The organism is Salinicola tamaricis, from assembly GCF_003006155.1.
GTDB classification, from domain to species: domain Bacteria; phylum Pseudomonadota; class Gammaproteobacteria; order Pseudomonadales; family Halomonadaceae; genus Salinicola; species Salinicola tamaricis.
Map to the genome: position 1 here is coordinate 2482413 of NZ_CP023559.1, position 19638 is coordinate 2502050.

Annotated in this window: 11 protein-coding genes, 3 tRNA genes and 4 pseudogenes; 9 read left to right on the top strand and 9 right to left on the bottom strand. The window is 67.6% G+C overall.

Annotated features, from left to right (window positions below; genetic code table 11):
• Positions 1–117: 117 nt before the first annotated feature.
• The 4 genes from csrA to CN538_RS11405 all read left to right on the top strand — a co-directional run bounded on the left by csrA (position 118) and on the right by CN538_RS11405 (position 928).
• Complete coding sequence (csrA, locus tag CN538_RS11390; protein WP_035475538.1) at positions 118–315, top strand: carbon storage regulator CsrA; 198 nt, start codon at positions 118–120, stop codon at positions 313–315.
• Positions 316–526: 211 nt separating this feature from the next.
• Positions 527–619 (top strand) — tRNA-Ser (locus tag CN538_RS11395).
• A gap of 96 nt (positions 620–715) precedes the next feature.
• Positions 716–792: transfer RNA gene (locus CN538_RS11400), tRNA-Arg, on the top strand.
• A 59-nt stretch (positions 793–851) separates the two neighbouring features.
• Positions 852–928, top strand: a tRNA-Arg gene (locus CN538_RS11405).
• Positions 929–1068: 140 nt separating this feature from the next.
• Here CN538_RS11405 and CN538_RS11410 read toward each other — a convergent pair.
• From CN538_RS11410 to CN538_RS11440, 6 genes and pseudogenes are all read right to left on the bottom strand, one after another.
• Complete coding sequence (locus tag CN538_RS11410; protein ID WP_106420626.1) at positions 1069–2064, bottom strand: tRNA dihydrouridine synthase; 996 nt, start codon at positions 2062–2064, stop codon at positions 1069–1071.
• Positions 2065–2261: 197 nt separating this feature from the next.
• A complete protein-coding gene (locus tag CN538_RS11415; RefSeq protein ID WP_242495017.1) occupies positions 2262–3770 on the bottom strand; it encodes a tripartite tricarboxylate transporter permease in 1509 nt (502 codons plus the stop codon).
• A 25-nt stretch (positions 3771–3795) separates the two neighbouring features.
• Positions 3796–5343 carry a tripartite tricarboxylate transporter substrate-binding protein gene (locus CN538_RS21115; protein ID WP_207233472.1) on the bottom strand — a complete coding sequence of 516 codons (1548 nt, stop codon included), beginning with the start codon at positions 5341–5343 and terminating at the stop codon, positions 3796–3798.
• Positions 5344–5443: 100 nt separating this feature from the next.
• A complete protein-coding gene (locus tag CN538_RS11430; protein ID WP_106419498.1) occupies positions 5444–5974 on the bottom strand; it encodes a chromate transporter in 531 nt (176 codons plus the stop codon).
• Complete coding sequence (locus tag CN538_RS11435; RefSeq protein ID WP_106419499.1) at positions 5971–6549, bottom strand: chromate transporter; 579 nt, start codon at positions 6547–6549, stop codon at positions 5971–5973. The genes CN538_RS11430 and CN538_RS11435 overlap by 4 nt, the downstream gene beginning before the upstream one ends.
• Before the next feature lie 2 nt (positions 6550–6551).
• Positions 6552–8185 (bottom strand): annotated as a pseudogene (locus tag CN538_RS11440) (gamma-glutamyltransferase family protein).
• Positions 8186–8397: 212 nt separating this feature from the next.
• On the opposite strand from CN538_RS11440, the pseudogene CN538_RS11445 reads away from it, so the two are divergent.
• Positions 8398–9067 (top strand): annotated as a pseudogene (locus CN538_RS11445) (GntR family transcriptional regulator).
• 108 nt (positions 9068–9175) lie between these two features.
• On the opposite strand, the gene CN538_RS11450 reads toward CN538_RS11445, so the two are convergent.
• Together CN538_RS11450 and CN538_RS11455 are read right to left on the bottom strand one after the other, a co-directional pair.
• Entirely contained in the window at positions 9176–9793 is a 618-nt protein-coding gene (locus tag CN538_RS11450) for an IMPACT family protein (RefSeq protein ID WP_106419500.1), read from the bottom strand.
• Entirely contained in the window at positions 9793–10266 is a 474-nt protein-coding gene (locus CN538_RS11455; protein ID WP_106419501.1) for a LexA family protein, read from the bottom strand. The genes CN538_RS11450 and CN538_RS11455 overlap by 1 nt, the downstream gene beginning before the upstream one ends.
• 332 nt (positions 10267–10598) lie before the next feature.
• Here CN538_RS11455 and smc point away from each other — a divergent pair, with 332 nt between their 5' ends.
• The 4 genes and pseudogenes from smc (at position 10599) to CN538_RS11475 (ending at position 18040) form a co-directional block, all read left to right on the top strand.
• Positions 10599–14105 (top strand): chromosome segregation protein SMC, encoded by a 3507-nt coding sequence (smc, locus tag CN538_RS11460; RefSeq protein WP_106419502.1) that lies wholly within the window; start codon positions 10599–10601, stop codon positions 14103–14105.
• A 594-nt stretch (positions 14106–14699) separates the two neighbouring features.
• Complete coding sequence (gene zipA, locus CN538_RS11465; RefSeq protein ID WP_479725173.1) at positions 14700–15581, top strand: cell division protein ZipA; 882 nt, start codon at positions 14700–14702, stop codon at positions 15579–15581.
• A 413-nt stretch (positions 15582–15994) separates the two neighbouring features.
• Positions 15995–17786: pseudogene (gene ligA, locus CN538_RS11470) on the top strand (NAD-dependent DNA ligase LigA).
• The gene (locus CN538_RS11475) at positions 17783–18040 is read left to right on the top strand and encodes a YheU family protein (RefSeq protein ID WP_106419504.1); all 258 of its coding nucleotides are present in this window, start codon (positions 17783–17785) and stop codon (positions 18038–18040) included. The pseudogene ligA and the gene CN538_RS11475 overlap by 4 nt, the downstream one beginning before the upstream one ends.
• Before the next feature lie 96 nt (positions 18041–18136).
• Here CN538_RS11475 and CN538_RS11480 read toward each other — a convergent pair.
• Positions 18137–19449, bottom strand: a pseudogene (locus CN538_RS11480) (2-hydroxycarboxylate transporter family protein).
• Positions 19450–19638: the final 189 nt, after the last annotated feature.

Here is a 19638-nt window from a genome sequence, read left to right on the forward strand (position 1 = left end):
TCATTGGCCTGGTAGGCCTATGACGCATAATCGCTCCTCGGGCGGTGAGCGACCGCCGCAAGCGGCCCGAGAGCGTGACCCGAGAATGGAAGAAGGCCCTGAGAAGGAGATCAGACAATGCTCATCCTGACCCGTCGAGTGGGAGAGACTCTCATGATCGGCGACGATATCACCGTCACCGTCCTGGGAGTGAAAGGGAATCAGGTGCGCATCGGCGTCAATGCGCCCAAGGATGTGGCCGTCCATCGCGAAGAGATCTATCAGCGTATTCAGCGTGAGAAATCCGAAGACGAAGATGGCGGTCCCGGCGTATAGCGCAGTGCGCATACTGGAACCGTCTGGGCTGGTGAAGTCGTCCCCTTTATCGGCTCGGGCTCGTCTCGGAACCCTCCTCTACGCTCTCGATACCACGCTACGCCTCGCCTCTCGCGGTAAACCATTCATCCTTTGAGGTTTTTTTGAAAAAAGTTTGGGCTTCGACTGGACAAGCCCCGGCGAAATGGGTAACCTACGCGCCGTCGATCAGGGAGAGGTGGCCGAGTGGCTGAAGGCGCTCCCCTGCTAAGGGAGTATGGGGTTTATAGCCTCATCGAGGGTTCGAATCCCTCCCTCTCCGCCATTGACCGTTCGGTTAGACCTGCGGCTCATGGCAAAGATCGACAAACGCAGCGAATGCCCAGGCATCGCCTGCGACTCGCGACAGAGTCAGTGACAAGCGCCCGTAGCTCAGCTGGATAGAGTACCTGACTACGAATCAGGTGGTCGGAGGTTCGAATCCTCCCGGGCGCGCCACTCACTTGAAGCAGTGTCGCGCAGCAGTACCAGAGACCTGACGTCTCGACCGATTTCAAGCGCCCGTAGCTCAGCTGGATAGAGTACCTGACTACGAATCAGGTGGTCGGAGGTTCGAATCCTCCCGGGCGCGCCATACAGATGACACCCGCATGCTTCGGCATGCGGGTGTTTTCGTTTGCGCGTCGCGCAGCATCTGCAAGCGCATGGCGGGAAGCGCCGAGGAGGTCGTGTGGGCAAGGCGACCGGCCAACGTGGCGGACGCCCGCCAGCGTCTTATACCAGTGCCGTGGTCGGCTCCGTAGCCGGGGCGGGGTCGCTCAGCGCCGGCTGTGCCAGCCCGGCCAGCAGCGGCGCCAGCGCGGTCTCCCGGCGCAGCGCAGTGAAACGCGCGGCGGCCTCGGCATCGCGCCCGCGCATGATGTTGAGCCACTGCTTGAGCAGCGCGACGATGAACTTCTCTGCCATCCCTGCGGTCTGCTTGCGTGCGGCGTAGCGGCACAGCACCTCGGCACGGGCCGCCCACGGTGTCGTCGCCAGGCGCTCGCCGCCGCTCGCCTGCCAGTGGCGGATGCGGCGCGCCAGCCAGGGGTCGGCGAGCATGCCGCGGCCAAGCATGACGTCGTCGCAGCCGGAGAGTGTACGCGCCTGCCAGTACGCTTCGAGCGTCCAGATATCGCCGTTGACTACCACCGGCACGCCGACGGTGGCGCGAATCCTGGCGACCCACTCCCAGTGCGCCGGCGGGCGGTAACCCTCGCGCCGGGTGCGCGCATGCACCACCAGCTCATGGGCACCGCCGGCCTCGGCGGCCAGCGCGCAGGCCAGCGCCACCCGACGGTCGTCGAAGCCCAGTCGCAGCTTGGCGCTCACCGTGGCGCCGCGGGCCGCGGCCACCTCGGCGACCGCCGCCACCGCCCGCGCTACGCGCGCCGGCGTGCGCAGCAGCGAGGCGCCGCCATCGTGGCGATTGACCATCTTGGCCGGGCAGCCGAAGTTGAGGTCGAGCCGGGTGGCGCCCAGGGCGATCGCCTGCTCGGCGTTGGCGGCCAGGGCCGCGGGGTCGGAGCCGAGCAGCTGCAGCGTCACCGGGGTCGCGGTCGGCGTCAGCGGCCCCGCGGTACCGGCCTCGGCCAGTTCTGGGCAGTGGCGCAGGAAGACCCGCGGCGGCAGGCGCGCATCGACCACGCGCACGAACTCGGTGACGCACCAGTCCAGTGCGCCATCGGCGCTGAGCAGTGCCCGAGTGTCGGCGTCGATCACGCCCTCCATGGGCGCCAGACCGAGACGCCCGCGCGGGGCGACATCGGTGGGCACGTAGGTAGCAGCGTGAGTGGGGGCGGAAAACGGGTGTCGTGCCATGCGGCCTCCAAGGATCTGGCGGGCGCTAAACTAGCACAACCGTGGCGGTCTGCCATGCCCCGATGCCAGGCCCCCGGGGGGGGGCGGGTCGAGCCGGGGCGCGGCGCTCAGCGGGTGGCAGTGCGGCGTCTGTCGCGCAGCACCCGGCGTACGCTGAACGCCACCGAGAGCGCTGCCAGCACCAGCAGCGCCAGCGAGATCGGACGGGTGAAGAACAGCGTCCAGCTCTCGTCGGCCATCAGCGCGCGGCGCAGATTGGTCTCGGCGATCGGCCCCAGGATCACCCCCAGCACCAGCGGCGCCAGCGGATAGTCGAGCTTGGCCAGCAGATAGCCGAACAGCCCCACCCCGATCAGCAGATAGAGGTCGGTCACCCGGTTGTTGAGCGCCAGCGCGCCCACTGCGCAGCACACCAGCACCACCGGCACGATGATCGACTTGGGAATCTCGGTGATACGCAGGAACCAGCGCAGGCTGAGCAGGCAGAACACCAGCACCATGCCGGCGGCGAGGAACATCGCCAGGAACATGCCGTAGACCAGGTCGGGGTTGTCCATGATCAGCCGCGGCCCGACGCTGATCCCCTGCACCATCAACGCCGCCATCAGTACCGCATCCACCGCGCTGCCGGGGATGCCCAGTGCGATCATCGGAATCAGCCCGCCGCCGGCGGTGGCGGAGTTGCCCGACTCGGAGGCGACCACGCCATCGGCGATTCCGGTGCCGAAGCGCTCCGGGGTCTTGGAGGCGCGCTTGGCCTGGTCGTAGGCGATCAGATTGGCGATGCTGCCCCCGGCGCCGGGGACTGCGCCGATCACCACCCCCACCAACGACGAGCGCAGCAGGTTGAGCGGGCGCGACAGCACCTCGCGCATCACCACCAGCGGCCTGACCGTGAGACGCCCCTGGATCAGCGCCTGGCCCTGGCGCAGCTCGTCCGGGTTTTCCACCTCGCCGGCGAGCTGGCTGACCGCGAAGATCCCGATCAGCACCACCAGAAAGGGCAGGCCCGCGGCGAGCAGATCGAGATCGAAGGTGAAGCGCGGCACGCCCATCATCGGATCGGGCCCCACGGTCGCCACGAACAGCCCCAGCAGGCTCATCATCAGCCCCTTGAGAATCGAACGGCCGACCAGGCTGGCGACCACGGTGATGGCGAACAGGATCAGCGAGAAGTACTCCCACGGCCCCAGCTTGACCGCGATCAGCGCCAGCGGCGGGGCTGCCACGATCAGCACTAGGGCGCTGATCAGGGCGCCGAAGAACGAGGCCCAGATGCCCAGGCCCAGGGCGCGCCCGGGTTCGCCGCCGCGTGCCATGGGGTAGGCGTCGAAGGTGGTCGCCACCGACGAGGGGGTGCCGGGGATACCCAGTAGGGCGGCACTGATCAGCCCGCCGGAACAGCCGCCGACATACACCGCCAGCATCGTCGCCACGCCCTGCAGTGGCGGCATGCTGAAGGTCACCGGCAGCGTCAGCACGATCGCCATGGTCACGGTGAAGCCGGGGATGGCGGCAGCGATCACCCCAGCGACGACGCCGATCAGCATGCTGATCAGGGTCGCCACCGAAAACAGCTGTTCCACGCTCGACAGCAGAGCATCGGTCATTGGCATGCGCGTGTCTCTCGTTGTCGGGCTACTAAAGCCGTCCGGCGGGTAGCGGGATCTGAAATACCTGGCCGAACAGCAGATGGAGGCCCAGGCCGAAGGCCACCGCGACCACTGCCGCCACCAGCAGACGCCGCCCGCGGCGGGCGCCGAGCAGCCATTGCACCGCGAGCAGGAAGCTCAGCGAGGCGAGCGGAAAGCCGAGCCACGGCATCGCCAGCGCATAGAGCGAGAACGCTGCCAGGGTGGCGAAGGCCAGCCGCCGCTGGTAAAGCCAGGCGAGAGTGCCGCCGCCGCGCGCGGTGTGGCCCAGCGCCATGGCTGCCTGCAGCGCTAAAGCCAGGTTGAACAGGATCAGCGCGCCCAGCACCAGGCGCGGAAAAGCGCCCGCGCCCAGCGGCTCCCACATCGATGACGGCAGCTCGCCGGCGTCGATGAACAGCGCCGTGAACAGCGCGGCCAGGGCAAGATTGAACAGCAGGTTGGCCAGCACCGCGCCACGGGTGCTGTCGGTCGCCGACCCCAAGGGTGCGGCGGCCGATAGATTGTCGGCGCTCATCGGGCCAGCTTGCCGGAAAGACGCTGGACGGTGTCGTCGACCTCGGCCAGATAGTCGGCGTAGGCGCCAGGGCCCATGAAGTCGACCCCGGCGCCGAGCGCGCGCATCATTGTCGATGAAAGCGGGGTCTTTCGACATCGCCTCGAAGTCCGCCGCCAGCGTCTCCACCTTGGCCGGGTCGATCCCCTTGGGGGCGACGATGCCGCGGTTGATGCTCAGCTTGAGACCGGGGTAGCCGAGCTCCTTGAAGGTGGGCACGTTCGGGGTCTGTGCCGGCCGCTGGGGGGTGCCCACGGCGAGAAAGCGCAGATCGCCATTGTCGACGAAGCCCAGGGACGAGGAGATATCGCCGATCGCGGCGTCGATATGACCGCCCACCAGGCCGCGGATGCGCGCCCCGGTGCCTTCATAGCCGACGTAGCGGAAGGAGGTGCCGATGGCGTCCTCGATCATCGCACCGTGGACGTGGGGAATGCCGCCGAGGGTGGCGCCGAAGCGCACCTTGCCGGGGTTCGCCTTGGCGTAAGCGGCGAAATCGGCAAAGGTCTTCCAGCTGCTGTCGGCATTGACCACCAGATACTGGGGCGACGAGGCCAGCGAGGCGATCGGCTGGAAATCGTCCCAGTCGAGCGGCGTGAGCCCGGTGGCGTGGGCCGCCATCAGCCCCTCGTGGATCTGGCCCAGGGTATAGCCATCGGGGTCTTTCTGGGCCAGTGCCTTCAGCCCCAGGGTGCCGCTGACCCCGGGCATGTTGATCACCGGCAGTGGCTGGCCGAGGTACTGCTCGGCGGCGTTGGAGATCACGCGCATCAAGGCATCGCTGCCGCCGCCGGGTGACCACGGCACGATGAATTCGATGGCGTGATCGGGGTAGTCATCGGCCTGGGCGGCGGGGCTTGCGCCGAGCATGCCCAGTCCCAGTGAACCCAGTCCCAATCCGGTGACTAGAGAGGCGATGGCGGCGCTGGCGCTGAAGCGGCGGCGCGCACCGGCGGGAGTCTTGATCGGTCGAGTGAACATCGAATCGTCCTTTATTGGCATTGGAATGGCGTCGGATGTCGTCTATCGCAGATTGTCGTTGTAGACCGGTGCGCGTGCCGCGATCACCGGGGCGGCCGGGTCAGCCGAGCAGTAGCCCTCCATAGATGAGTCCGAGCAGCACCGCCCAGATCGGGTGAAGCTTGAAGCGCCACAGCAGCAGCGTGGCCGCGGCGCCGATGATCGCCACGTGCAGCCAGCCGTCGTTGTCCACGCCCTCGGCGGCGAACGACCAGGTCAGATAGGCCATCAGCACCATGATCACCGGACGCACCCACTGGCTCATCGACTTCACCTTGATCGAGTCGCGGTAGCGGTAGAGGGTGCCCAGCGCCACCAGCATCAGCAGCAGCGACGGCGCCACGGTGGCGAAGGTGGCGACCGCACTGCCGCCGATGCCGGCCACGTCATAGCCGATGTAGCCGGCCATCTTGGTGGCGATCGGGCTGGGCAGGGTATTGCCCAGTGCCAGGGTCTCGGCGAACTGCTGCGAGGTCATCCAGCCGTAGCGGCCGACCACCTCGTTTTCGATCAGCGGGATGATCGCCGGGCCGCCGCCGTAGCCGACGATGTTAGGGATGAAGAATGCCAGAAACAGCTCCCAATAGATCATGAGCTGGCCTCCTTGCGCCGCCGGCTACGCTCCGGACGCAGCAGCGCCGCGACTAGGATGGCGCCGATCACCAGGCCCGGATGGATGTCGAGCCCGTAGATCAGCCCGCCGGCCACCACGCCCATGACCAGGCTGGCGATCCAGCCCAGCGCGGCCCGGGACTTCTGCCAGAAGTCCCAGGTCAGTTGCGCCATCATCACCATCACCACCGGCACCACGCCCTGGCTCATGCCCTCGATCCAGCGCTGGTCGCGGTAGCGGGTGAACAGCCCCAGCAGCGCCACCATGGCCACGATGCAGGGCAGGATCTGGGCCAGCACGGCGATCACGCAGCCGCCGAGGCCGCCGACCCGGTAGCCGATATAGCCGGCCATCTTGGTCGCGATCGGCCCCGGCAGGGTGTTGCCGATGGCTAGCACGTCGCCGAATTCGGCGTCATCCATCCACGCGTAGCGAGTGACCACTTCGGCCCGCACCAGCGGGATCATCGAGGGGCCGCCGCCGAAGCCGAGCAGGCCGACGCGTAGAAAGGCGAGAAACAGTTGCCACTGGGTGCGCATGCCCTGAGTCCGCATGGTCAGAGCACCGCGATGCTGGAGTCGGTGCGCGGCTCGGTGCCGCCGCAGTAGACCCCGGTGTCGGGGTGGCGCAGGATGATCTGGCCGCGGCCGTAGCTGGTGCTGTCGATCGCCAGCGAGACCTGATGGCCGCGCGCGGCCATGTCGCGCACCAGATGCAGCGGATAGCCGGGCTCGATACTCACCTGGCGCTCGCCCATCCACTGCCAGCGCGGGGCGTCCAGCGCTGCCTGCGGGTTGAGCCCGTAATCGATCAGATTCATCACCACCTGCAGATGTCCCTGTGGCTGCATGAAGCCGCCCATCACCCCGAACGGCCCCAGGCCGATACCGTCGCGGCTGAGAAAGCCCGGGATGATGGTGTGGAAAGTGCGCTTGCCGGGGGCGAGCACGTTGACGTGGTCGGCATCGAGGCTGAAGCCGTGGCCGCGGTTCTGCAGCGAGATACCGGTGTCCGGCACCACCACACCGGAGCCGAAGCCGTGATAGTTGCTCTGGATGTAGGAGACCATGTTGCCGTCGGCGTCCGCGGTGGCCAGATAGACCGTGCCGCCGGCCTGGGGCTGGCCCGGCTCGGGGTCGATGGCGCTGGCGCCGATCAGGCGCCGGCGGGTGTCGGCGTAGGTGTCGCTGAACAGCGCCGCCACGCTGGTGCGCATATGGCCGCCATCGGTGATGTGGTGGTGGCCGTCGGTATAGGCGAGCTTCATCGCCTCGATCTGGCGGTGGTGCAGCAGCTCGGGGTCGTCGCGCACGCTGGGATCGAAGCCCTCCATCAGGCGCAGCGCCATCAGCGCCACCATGCCCTGGCCGTTGGGCGGAATCTCCCACACCTGGTAGCCGCGGTAATCGGCGGCGATCGGCTCGACCCACTCCGGGGTATAGCCGGCCAGATCCTCGGCGCGCAGATAGCCGCCGGTCCGGCGCGAGAAGGCGTCGATGGTCTGCGCCAGGGCACCGCGGTAGAAGCTCTCGCAGCGGCTCTCGGCCAGCGCTTCCAGGGTGCGCGCCTGGGCCTCGTTGCGATGCAGTTCGCCGGGGTGCGGGGCGCGGCCCAGGGGCGCGAAGGCGTCGAGCCACGGCGCCACCGCGGGGTCGTCGGCGCGGGCGCGGAACTCGCCTTCGGCACGCTGCCACAGGGCGCTGATCACTGGTGATACTGGAAAGCCCTCGCGGGCGATGCGGATCGCCGGCGCCAGCAGGGTGGCGAAGTCGAGCTTGCCGAAGCGCTGCGACAGCGTCGCCCAGGCCGCCGGCGTGCCCGGCACCGTGACCGGCGTCCAGCCGTGCAGCGGCATCTCGCTGTGGCCCGCCGCGCGCGCACCGCCTCCGGGGTCAGGGCGGCGGGCGCATGGCCGCTGGCGTTGAGGCCGTGGAGCTGACCGCGGCCGCCTTCGCTTGCCATCCACACCAGGGCGAAGGCGTCTCCGCCGATGCCGTTGCCGCTGGGCTCGACCACGCTCAGCACCGCGGCGGTGGCGATCGCAGCATCCACGGCGTTGCCGCCCTGGGCCAGCATGTCGCGCCCCGCCTGGCTGGCCTGGGGCTGCGAGGCGGCGACCATGCCGCGCTGGGAGTAGGTCGCGCTGCGGCGCGAGGGGTAGGGGTTGTTGTGATCGAACGCGAGGCTCATGGCGGTGATCCCGAAGGTTCTTGTCTTTGAGGTTCGTATCCCTGGCGTTGGCACTTCGGGGTGCTGCGGTAGCGCGAGCACGTGGTCGGCACGGGGTACGATCGGTTATGCTGAAAAAATCGATTTTTACTATGACGTCGATTTTGTACGAGGGTCAAGCGCTACCGGGCCGAGGAGTACGCCATGGATCGACAGCAGGACACCGCATGAGCATGAAACAGGCGCCGACCAAGGCGCTGGATGCCACCACCGCGGCGAGTCAGGTCTACGCCGCGCTCAAGCGCGATCTGATTCGCGGACGCTTCGTCGCCGGCGAGAAGCTCGCGATCAGCCATCTCCGGCAGACCTATGCGGTGGGTTTGAGCCCGCTGCGTGAAGCGCTCAACCGCCTCGCCGCCTATGGGCTGCTGGCGCAGGAGAACCAGCGCGGCTTCCGCGTGCCCGGCGCTGAAACGCCGCGAGCTCGACGATATCGCCGGGCTGCGCCAGCAGTTCGAGGTCCAGGCGCTGGAGGCAGCGCTGCGCCATGGCGACGCCCAGTGGGAGGCGGAGCTGCTGGCGGCCTTTCACCGACTCAAGCGCGCCGACGAGCAGCCCGATGCGCTCGAACACTGGGAGCAGATGCATCTGCAGTTCCACCGGCGCCTGCTCGAACCCTGCGGCTCGGTGTGGCTCTTGCGCTTCATCGAGCAGCTGCATGACCAGTTCGATCGCTATCGGCGCATGGCCCCGGCGCATCAGGATCTTCGCGCCCAGCTTGACGTGCAGCACGCCGAGCTGGTGGAGCTGGCGCTGGCACGGGGGATCGCCGCGGCGCGTGAGCTGATCCACGCGCACATCCAGCTCTCCTACGATGTGGCCAAAAGCGCCTGCAGCGAGTGAACGGGCGCCCGTGGCAAATATGGGCGCCCGCGGCGAGAATGAACGTCTGTGGCAAATACGGGCGCCTGCAGTGAGTGTGTGTGCCCGCAGCGAGTCGGCGAACGCGGTCTACGCGTCGAGGCACTCCAGCTCGCCCCGCAGACGCTGCGTCAGCAGCGCCAGATCGAGACTGTCGTCGGCGGGCCAGGCCAGCGTCAGGGTGACGCCTTGGCCGTCGTAGTCGGCGGCTTCTACTGGAACTTCATGGGCCTGCAGCCAGTGACGCGCCTGGGCTTCGAGGGCGAAACCGACACGCACCCGCCGCGCGCGGCGCTCGGTGAACTCGCGCCGTGGCAGGCTCTCGAGCGTCTGGGTCACCGCCTGGGTGTAGGCGCGCACCAGGCCGCCGGTGCCCAGCTTGATGCCGCCGAAGTAGCGGGTGACGACCACCGCGATCTGGCCCAGGCCGCTGCCCTCCAGGGCCTGGAACATCGGCCGGCCGGCGGTGCCGCCGGGCTCGCCGTCATCGGAGAAGCCGATCGCCACCTGTTCGCCGGGGGCGCCGGCGATGAAGGCGGAGCAGTGGTGGCTGGCATGGGGGTAGGTGGCGCGCGCCTCGTTCAGCAGGCGGTCGAAGGCAGCGGCGTCCGGGGCGTGGGCGACCCAGGTGATGAAGCGACTCTTGTCGATCTCGAGGCTGTGGGTGTGAATCGCCCCTGGCGCCAGCGCGGGAATCGCATAGCGCATCAGGCCGCCTGGGGCGGATTACGCATGACACCCATCACCAGCCCGAGCACCTGCACGTCCTCGTTCTTGAGAAAGATCGGCGCCATGGTGTCGTTGGCCGGCTGCAGGCGCACGCCGGATTTCTCGATGAACAGCTTCTTCAAGGTCACTTCCTGGTTGTTGATCAGGACCACCGCGGTCTCGCCGTTCTCGGCGGATTCGTAGCGCTCGATGATGATGATGTCGCCATCGAAGATATTGCAGTCGATCATCGAGTCGCCGCGCACGCGCAGGGCATAGGTGTTGCGCCGCACCAGCTGGGCGGGCACCTGAACGGTGGCGTCGTCCAGGCACGCCTCCATCGGCAGGCCGGCGGCGACCTGGCCTAGCAGCGGAATCTCGACTAAGTCGGTGGCGTCCACCGACTCCCAGTGGCCGTCGATCAGGGGCAGGTGGGGCTGGCGCTGCAGAAAGCTCGGTGCGGAATTTGTCATCGTCTTCTCCCGAGGAAACCGCTTCATCATAGCAAGCCGGCGGTGGGCGGCAAGGCGCGCCGACGGCGGCGGCCGGCGCGTGCGGGCTGGATATCGCCCCCGCGGTGGCTTAGGCTCTGCCGATTCGTTTCGCGGTGCGCTTAGTGTCCATTTCCAAACCCTCTGACGACGGGCGCCGGGGACAGGGCAAAGCGAGGGTCCTTTGCCAGGGATGGCAAAGGTAGCGCCCAGGGAAGGGTTCACAGCGCCCTCGCGACGCCCTGCCGCCGGATAAGCCCATATCGTCTAGCGGTTGTTAAAGGCGTTCGTATTCAAGGAGTCGTGCAGTCGGCATGCGCCTCAAGTCGATCAAACTGGCGGGTTTCAAATCGTTCGTCGATCCGGTCACGGTACCGTTCGACGGCAACATGACCGCGATCGTCGGCCCCAACGGCTGCGGCAAGTCCAATGTCATCGATGCGGTGCGCTGGGTCATGGGGGAATCCTCGGCCAAGACCCTGCGCGGCGAGTCGATGACCGACGTCATCTTCAACGGCTCCAGCGGCCGCGCGCCGGTGGGCCAGGCCTCCATCGAGCTGCTTTTCGACAACCGCGACGGCAGCCTCGGCGGCGCCTATGCCGGCTACGCCGAGATCGCGGTCAAGCGCCAGGTCACTCGCGACGCCCAGTCGAGCTACTTCCTCAATGGCCAGAAGTGCCGCCGCCGCGATATCGCCGATATCTTCCTGGGCACCGGCCTGGGCCCGCGCTCCTACGCCATCATCGGCCAGGGCATGATCTCGCGCCTGGTCGAGGCGCGTCCGGAAGAGTTGCGCACCACTCTCGAAGAAGCGGCCGGGATCTCCAAGTACAAGGAGCGCCGGCGTGAGACCGAGAACCGGCTGCGGCGTACCCAGGAGAACATCGAGCGCCTCGACGATATCCGCGAGGAGCTCGACAAGCAGCTCGAACGGCTCAAGCGCCAGGCCGACGCCGCACGCCGCTACCGCACCCTGAAAGAAGAAGAGCATCGCCTGCGCGGCGAGCTGGCGCTGCTGCGCGAGCGTGCGCTGCGCAGTCAGCAGCGCGAGGAGGCGGCGCGGGTCGCCGAGTATGAGACCCAGGTCGAGCGCGAAGTGCTCGGTCTGCGCCAGTGCGAGACTCGTCTGGTCGAGGGGCGCGAGCGGCATGACGAGATCGCCGCCGAGCTGGAGCAGCATCAGGCTGCCTTCTACCAGACCGGAGCCGATATCGCGCGGCTGGAGCAGTCGCTAGAACACGTGCGTCAGCGCGACCAGCAGCTCGCCGCCGATCTCGACGCCGCCCGCCGCGAGCGCGAGTCACTCGCGGCGCTGGCCGGCGAGGACGACGCCCGTGGCGAGGCTCTGGCCGAACGCCTCGAAGCGCTGGCACCGGAGGCGGAGCTGGCCGACGAGACGCTACTGACGCTGGCGCAGAGCCTGGAGGAGGCCGAAGCCGAGGCCGAGGCGCACCAGGCCGAGTGGGAGCGCATCGAGCAGCAGGCCGGCGACAGCCGCCACCGCGCCGAGCGTGAGCAGGAGGCGATCCAGCGCCTGGAGCGCCAGAGCGAAGAGCTGGCGGCGGAGATCGAGTGCCGCCAGCAGCAGCGCGCGGCGCTGCCCGATGTCAGCGCGCTCGAGGCCGAGCGGGACGAACTGCAGGCGGCGCTGGCGATTCTCGACGAGCGCCAGGAGACCCTGACGATCCGCCGTGAAGCGCGTCAGGAGGAGCGTGAGCAGGCGCGCGAGGCGCTCGCCGTGGCCCAGCGTGAGCGCGACACCCTGCGCGAGAGCCACCACCGTGCCCAGGGCGAGATCGCCTCGCTGGAGGCGCTGATCGAGGCGGCGCTGGCGGATGACGACAGCGCCCTGGCCGAGCAGCTGGCGGCGCACGCGCTGGACACTGCCCCCCGGCTTGCCGAGTGTCTCGACGTCGAGCCGGGCTGGGAGCGCTGCGTGAGCTGGGTGCTGGCACCCTGGCTCAAGGCCCGGGTCACCGATCTGAACCCGGCACGGGAGGCACTGGAACAGTTGGCCAGCGGCGAGCTGCCGCTGGTCGCCCCGGGGGCGTCGGCAACACCAGCGCCGGCGGATTCGCTCGCGGCCAAGGCCCGCGGCAGCGCGGCGCTGGGCGCACTGCTGGGAGGCGTGCGCTGCGTCGACGATCACGCCAGCGCCTGGGCCGCACATCCCGCGCTTGCCCCCGGCGAGAGCGTGATCACCGCCGACGGGCTGTGGCTCGGCCATGGCTGGGTGCGCCGGCTGGGTGCGCAGGACGCCCAGGGCGACAGCGTGCTGCTGCAGCGTCAGCGGTGCGAGGCGCTGGCCATCCAGGTAGCGGAGATCGATCAGCATCTGACGGCGCTGGCAGAGGGCATCGAGGTGGGCGAGACGGCGATCGAGGAGAGCGAGCGCGGGCTGGAAGCGCTGCGTCAGGCCGAGCTCGACCTCTCCCGTGAGCGCCAGCAGCAGGCCACGCGGCTGGCCACCCTGGAGAGCCGGCTCGAGCACAGCACCGCGCGGGCCGCCGAACTCACCGCCGAGAGCGAAGCGCGCCAGGCGCGCCTGGAAGAGACCCGCGAGACGCTGGAAGAGACCCGCGAACGCTGGCAGCAGGCGCTGGCCGAGGTCGAGGCGGGGACCGGGCAGCGTGCCGCCATCGACGCCACCCGCCAGCAGGCGCGGGAGCGTCTGGCCGAGCTGCGCCGTCAGCAGCAGCAGGCGGGGCAGCGCCAGCAGCAACTGGCGCTGGAGCGCCAGCGTCTCGAGACCCAGCGCGGTGAACTGGCGCAGCAGGCGCAGCGCAGCCGTACCCAACTGGCCACGCTGGAGGAGCGCTGCGCCGGATTGGCGGCCGAACGCGAACGCCTCAACCAGCCCGATGATGATCAGCAGGCGCGTCTGGCCGAGCTGCTCGAACAGCGCAGCCAGCAGGAGAGTGCCCTCAATCAATGTCGCGACCGCGCCAACCAGCTCGGCGAGATGCTGCGCCAGAGCGAGCTCGAACGCCAGCAGCACGAGCGCGATCTGGAAGGGCTGCGCGCGCGCCTGCAGGAGGGTCGCATGCAGCTCCAGGCGCTGGCGCTCAAGGCCGATGCCCAGGCCGAGCAGCTCGCCGAGCAGCAGCACGATGCCGAAGCCCTGGGTGCTGCGCTCGACCCCAACGCCACCGAGTCGGCGTGGCAGACCCGGCTCGAGGAGACCGGTGAACGCATCCGCCGCCTGGGCGCGATCAACCTGGCGGCGATCGAGGAGTATGACCAGCAGGCCGAGCGCCGCGACTATCTCGAGGCCCAGCACGCCGAGCTCAGCGAGGCGATCGAGACTCTGGAGCGGGCGATCCGGCGTATCGATCAGGAGACCCGCACCCGGTTCAAGCAGACTTTCGAGCAAGTCAATCAGGGGCTGATGACGCTTTTCCCCCGAGTCTTCGGCGGCGGGGCCGCGTGGTTGACCCTGACCGGGGAGGATTTGCTGGAGACCGGGGTGGCCATCATGGCGCGCCCCCCGGGCAAGAAAAACAGCACCATTCATCTGCTCTCCGGCGGCGAAAAGGCACTGACCGCACTGTCGCTGGTGTTTGCCATCTTCCAGCTCAATCCGGCGCCTTTTTGCATGCTCGACGAAGTCGACGCGCCGCTGGACGATGCCAATGTGGGGCGCTACGCGAAACTGGTGAAGGAGATGTCCGAGAGCGTGCAGTTCATCTTCATCACCCACAACAAGATTGCCATGGAGGCCGCCGAGCGATTGATGGGGGTGACCATGCAGGAGCCAGGTGTCTCACGCCTGGTCGCGGTCGGGGTCGACGAGGCGGCGTCGATGGCAGAGGCGTCCTGAGTTTGCCCGAAATAGCCAAAGCGGCTATCGGCGTAATAGGATGTCGAGCATTAGGGAAAATTGAAGGGCGGTTGCTGGCGGGCAAAAACTTTACTTGACAATGAAAAAAAGTCGCCCATTTTAGGAAAATCACGCTATGCTAGAGCCCACATGCCGCAAGCATGTTGTCCTCTACCCGCATAGTGGCACCGCGAACAGGCAAGACGACCCATGGAACTAAGAGAGTGGCTGATCATCCTGGGGCTGGTTTTGGTGGCGACCATCGTGATCGATGGCTTCCGCCGTCTACAGCGCCAACGTCGTGTTCCGCGCCTTGACCAGGCGATGGAATCCAGCGGAAACGACGCCGAATCCCACGTGGATCCGGAAGAGGAGGCCCGTGCGGCCGAGATCAACTGGGAATTGCCCAATGGAGGGGCACGTGTCGTCCGGCCGGCGACGTTCGAGCGCAGCAGTGATGGCGCCGAACCCATCCGCCCGGCCGAGCCCAAGCGTCAGGAGCGGATTCCCGACGACCAGATAAAGAGCAGCGTGTTCGGCCGCTACAAGTCGCGTACCTCGTTCGCCGACATGCAGGAGAACGTCAAGAGCGCGATGAAGGCCGGCGCCAAGCGGGTCAGCGACTCTGCCCATCGCCTGGGTCAGAAACGCGACGATGCCGCCGCCGCTCGGGCGCATGAGCGGGCGCACGAAGAGCCGCGCCTGTCCGCTGCCGAGGCTGGTATCGACGCGCGCGCCGAAACCGCCGAAGCCCGCGTCACCGCCGACACGCCGCAGCTCGACCCCTCGCGTCTGCAGATCACCGCGCTGACGCCGGCCGGCGAGATGCCGGCGGCGAGTGAAGCGCCAGCGGCCACCACGGAAGACGCCGAGATGCGTGGTGCGGCCGAGGCGCTGACCTTCGACCAGGCAGCCTTCGATCGAGCCACCCAGGACGACGCGCCGCGGCGCGACGTGGTCACCACGCATCCGGCGGTGGAGCGTGCCAAGCGCCATCACGTCAGCGCTGCGCGGGCCCGTGAGACGCTGTCGAATGCCGAGGAAGTCATCGTCATCAGCGTGCTGGCGCGGACGGAAGAAGGGTTCGACGGCACCACGCTGCTCAACCTGATGCTGGCCTGTGGTCTGCGCTTCAGCGAGATGGGCATTTTCCACCGCTACGAGACCGAGGCGGACGACAGCGAGCTGCAGTTCTCGATGGTGAATGTGCTCAAGCCGGGCGTCTTCGATCTCGACAAGATGGATGAGATCGTCACGCCTGGGGTCACCTTCCTGATGCCGCTGCCCGGCGCCAACGACACCGCCGCGGCGTTCGAGGCGATGCTCGAGACCGCCATGGTGCTGGTGCGCCATCTGGGCGGCGAGCTCAAGGACGAGAACCACAGCGTGATGACCGCGCAGACGATCGAATTCGCGCGCCAGCGGGTGCAGGAGTTCGAGCGTCGCCACCGGCTGCATCGCTATCAGGCCAACTGACACAGCCCGATACGACACGCGGTAGCGGTATTGATGACGGGGCCTTCGGGCCCCGTCGTCGTTGATGGGCCCTGCCTGTACCGGCAGTGGTGTCATCGATGGCGTTCGGCCTGCCCGCCGCCTTCCGCTACAATGCCCCCACCCTGTCAGCGATCGAATCGGACGCCATGAGCCAGACCCCACAAGCGGCGCAGGATCGCGCCGCGACCCTGCGTCAGCAGCTCGAAGACGCCAACTATCACTACTACGTCGAAGACGCGCCGCAGCTCACCGATGCCGAGTACGACCTGCGCCTGCGCGAGCTGCAGGCGCTGGAGGCCGAGTACCCCGAGCTGGCGACCCCCGATTCGCCGACCCAGCGAGTCGGCGTCAAGCCCGATAGCGGCTTCCCCGAGATCGAGCACGTGGTACCGATGCTGTCGCTCGACAACGCCCTCGACGAAGAGGAGCTGCTGGCGTTCGGCAAGCGGGTGGCCAAAGGGCTGGAGCGCGACGCCTCGGCGCTGGTGTTCTGCTGCGAGCCCAAGCTCGACGGCCTGGCGGTATCGCTGGTCTACGAAAATGGCTACCTGCGCTATGGCGCGACCCGCGGCGATGGTCGCACCGGCGAGGAGATCACCAACAACCTGCGCACCCTGCGTTCGATCCCGCTCAAGCTGCGTGGCGATCAGTGGCCGGCGCTGCTCGAGGTGCGTGGTGAAGTCTATATGCGTCACTCCGGGTTCGAGGCGCTCAATGCCCGCGCCCTGGAGAACGGCGACAAGGTTTTCGCCAACCCGCAACGCCGCGGCCGGCAGTTTGCGCCAGCTCGACCCCGCGATCACCGACCAGAGGCCGCTGGAGTTCTGCGCCTATCAGGTGGCGCGCATCGAGAGCGATGCCGAGCTGGCCGCCACCCACTCCGGGCGCATGGCGCTGCTGCGCGACTGGGGCCTGCCGACCAATCCCGAGCTGGCGGTGGTGGAGGGGATCGATGGCGTGGTCGACTTCTGCCGCCGCCTGGGCGAGAAGCGCGAGTCGCTCGACTACGATATCGATGGTGCGGTGATCAAGCTCGATGCGCTGAGCGATCACGGCGTGCTGGGCTTCGTCTCACGCGCGCCGCGCTGGGCGATCGCCTTCAAGTACCCCGCCCAGGAGCAGGTCACGCGGCTGCTCGACGTCGAGTTCCAGGTCGGGCGTACCGGCAAGCTGACCCCGGTGGCCAAGCTCGAACCGGTGCAGGTGGCCGGGGTCACCGTCTCCAACGCTACCCTGCACAATATGGATCAGATTGCGCGGCTGGATTTGCGTATCGGCGACAGCGTGAGGATCTATCGCGCCGGCGACGTGATCCCCAAAGTGGTCGAGGTGGTGCGCGAGCAGCGTCCGGCGGATGGCCGCGAGATCGTGTTGCCGGAGAGCTGCCCGGTGTGCGGCTCGCGGGTCGAGAAGCTCGACGGCGAGGTCGACGCGCGCTGCTCCGGCGGGCTCTACTGCCCGGCGCAGCGCAAGGAGGCGCTCAAGCACTTCGCCAGCCGCCGCGCGTTGGATATCGACGGCCTGGGCGAGAAGCTGATCGATCTGCTGGTCGAGCGCGAGTGGGTCGAGACGCCCGCCGATCTGTTTCGACTCGAAGCCGCGCGTCTCGCCGAGCTGCCGCGGCTGGCGGAGAAGTCCGCCAACAATCTGGTCAATGCCCTGGAGACGGCCAAGCAGACGACGCTCGCGCGCTTCATCTATGCCATCGGCATCCGTGAGGTGGGCGAGACCACCGCGGCCAATCTGGCGCGCCATTTCGGCACTCTCGAGGCGCTGCGCCACGCCGAGCTGGAGGCGCTGGAAGCGGTCGCCGACGTCGGCCCGGTGGTGGCCCACCACGTGCATACCTTCTTCCGTCAGCCCCATAACCAGCAGACGCTGGACGATCTGATCGCGGTCGGCGTGACCTGGGACGAAGAAGAGATCGGCGAGCGTCCACAGCCACTGGCGGGGCAGACCTGGGTGCTCACCGGCAGTCTGGAGAGCATGACCCGCGACGACGGCAAGGCGCGCCTGCAGGCGCTGGGCGCCAAGGTCTCAGGCTCCGTCTCCAAGAAGACCACCGCGGTGGTCGCTGGCGAGGCGGCGGGGAGCAAGTTGGAGAAAGCCATGCAGCTCGGGGTCGAGGTGATCGACGAGGCCACCTTCATTCAGCGTCTGGCCGAGTGGGAGGGGGAGGAATGAGCCGTTTCGTCGAAGTCCCCCACCGCATGCTGCCGGCACAGACGCTGGATGCGCTGCTCGAGACCTTCGTCACCCGCCAGGGCTACGACACCACCGACGTCGCCAGCGATATGCACGACTGGGTGCGCGAGCTTCGACGCCAGCTCGAACGCGGCGAGCTGCTGATCGTCCACGACCTGCAGACCGAATCGACCGAGGTGATGACGCTGGCCCAATGGCAAAGCTTCGGCCGCGCGGTGGCCGATGACGAATGAGGAAGGCGACTGGTAGCCGCCCGACGTGTGAATGCGAGTCTTCAACGATAACGGCGCCCGCAGGCGCCGTTGTCATTGGGCAGGCTGTTCATCAAGTCAGGTGAAGAACAGCGGCACCACGATGCTCGAGATCAGCAGGATCAAGGCGCCACCGAGGCGCGAAGAGATCTGCGCGAACGGCATCAGCTGCATGCGCTTGGCCGCGGAGAGCACGGCGACGTCGCCGGTGCCGCCCATGTTGGCCATGCACAGACCGGCGGTGATGGCCGACTCGATCGGGTAGAAGCCGACCAGCTTGCCCACCAGCCCGGCGCCGAAGGCCGCACCGGCGACCACCGCGAAGACGATCAGCACATAGGTGATCGAGATGGCGTCGATGACCTGGCCGAGGTCGGTGTAGGCGATGCCGATACCGAACAGCAGGGCGAAGGTCCAGTTCTTGGCGACGAACTTGAACCACTGCGCCGCGGCTTCGTTGACCGACTCCGGCACCAGGTTGGCGATCTTGAGCACGGCGACCAGGACGATCATCAGTGCATAGGGGTGCAGCGGGATGAAATCGCCCAGGATCTCGCCGGCGACGAAGAAGGTCAGCGCCGCGACCAGGCCGATGCCCAGCTTGGAGAGATCGGGCTTGCTCTCGCGCTCTTCGATCTCACGCCCGGCATCATCTGGCCGTTGCCGGTCAGGCTCGGCACGCGGTTGGCCAGGCCGTTGAGCAGGCCGGCGATGATGATGGCGAAAACGTTGCCCAGCGCCAGCGCCGGCACCAGGATCGAGATGTAATAGCTCGCCGGCTGGCCCAGCAGCTGCTCATAGATCTGGCTCATCGGCACCGCGCCAGCGCCCATGCCGCCGCCCATGATCGGCAGGGTGATCACCACCACGGCATCCTGCGGCGAGAAGCCCAGCAGCCAGCCCACCGCCACCGCGAACAGTGCCGCGAACAGCACCGCGCAGACCAGCGGTAGGGCGTAGCGCGAGCCGACCTTGACCAGCACCTTGGAGTCCATGCCCAGGATGCTGCCGGTGATCAGCGCGGCGATATAGAAGTTGAGAAAGCCGCCGCTCTTCATGAACTGGGTGACGTTGTCGGTGACATCTGCGGGCAGCCAGTTGACGTAGACCAGCGCCGCGGCACCGAAGATGGCGAGAATCGCGCCGCCGCCGAGATAGCTCTTGATGATCGGCAGGCGATCGCCGAGAAAGCCGAGCAGCTCGCCGAAGATCATCATCACCAGCAGGGCGCCGATCATGCCGGTGGGAATCGTGTCCGTGGCGATGGCGGCGATCAGCACCAGCGCGGCGATGGCGAACAGCGGTAGCGGAATGCCGAAGATCGGCGTCGACAGCCAGTGGCGCGGTCGGGCCGACTCGGCGTGAGCGTTTTGCGTCACGGTTGCGGTCATGGTTCACTCCCAGGATTGCGCGCCCTGCCGGGCGGGTAGGCGGCAGGATAAGAAGGCAGGCCGCGGCGGCCAAACTTTCTGAAGTTAACTAAGCCTTAATAAAATATTGAAAGGGAACGACGCGGTGCTGGCACAAAGTGCCTGACTGGGGAATACCCCCTTGGTCTAAAGCTAGAGGTTTTGAAGCTA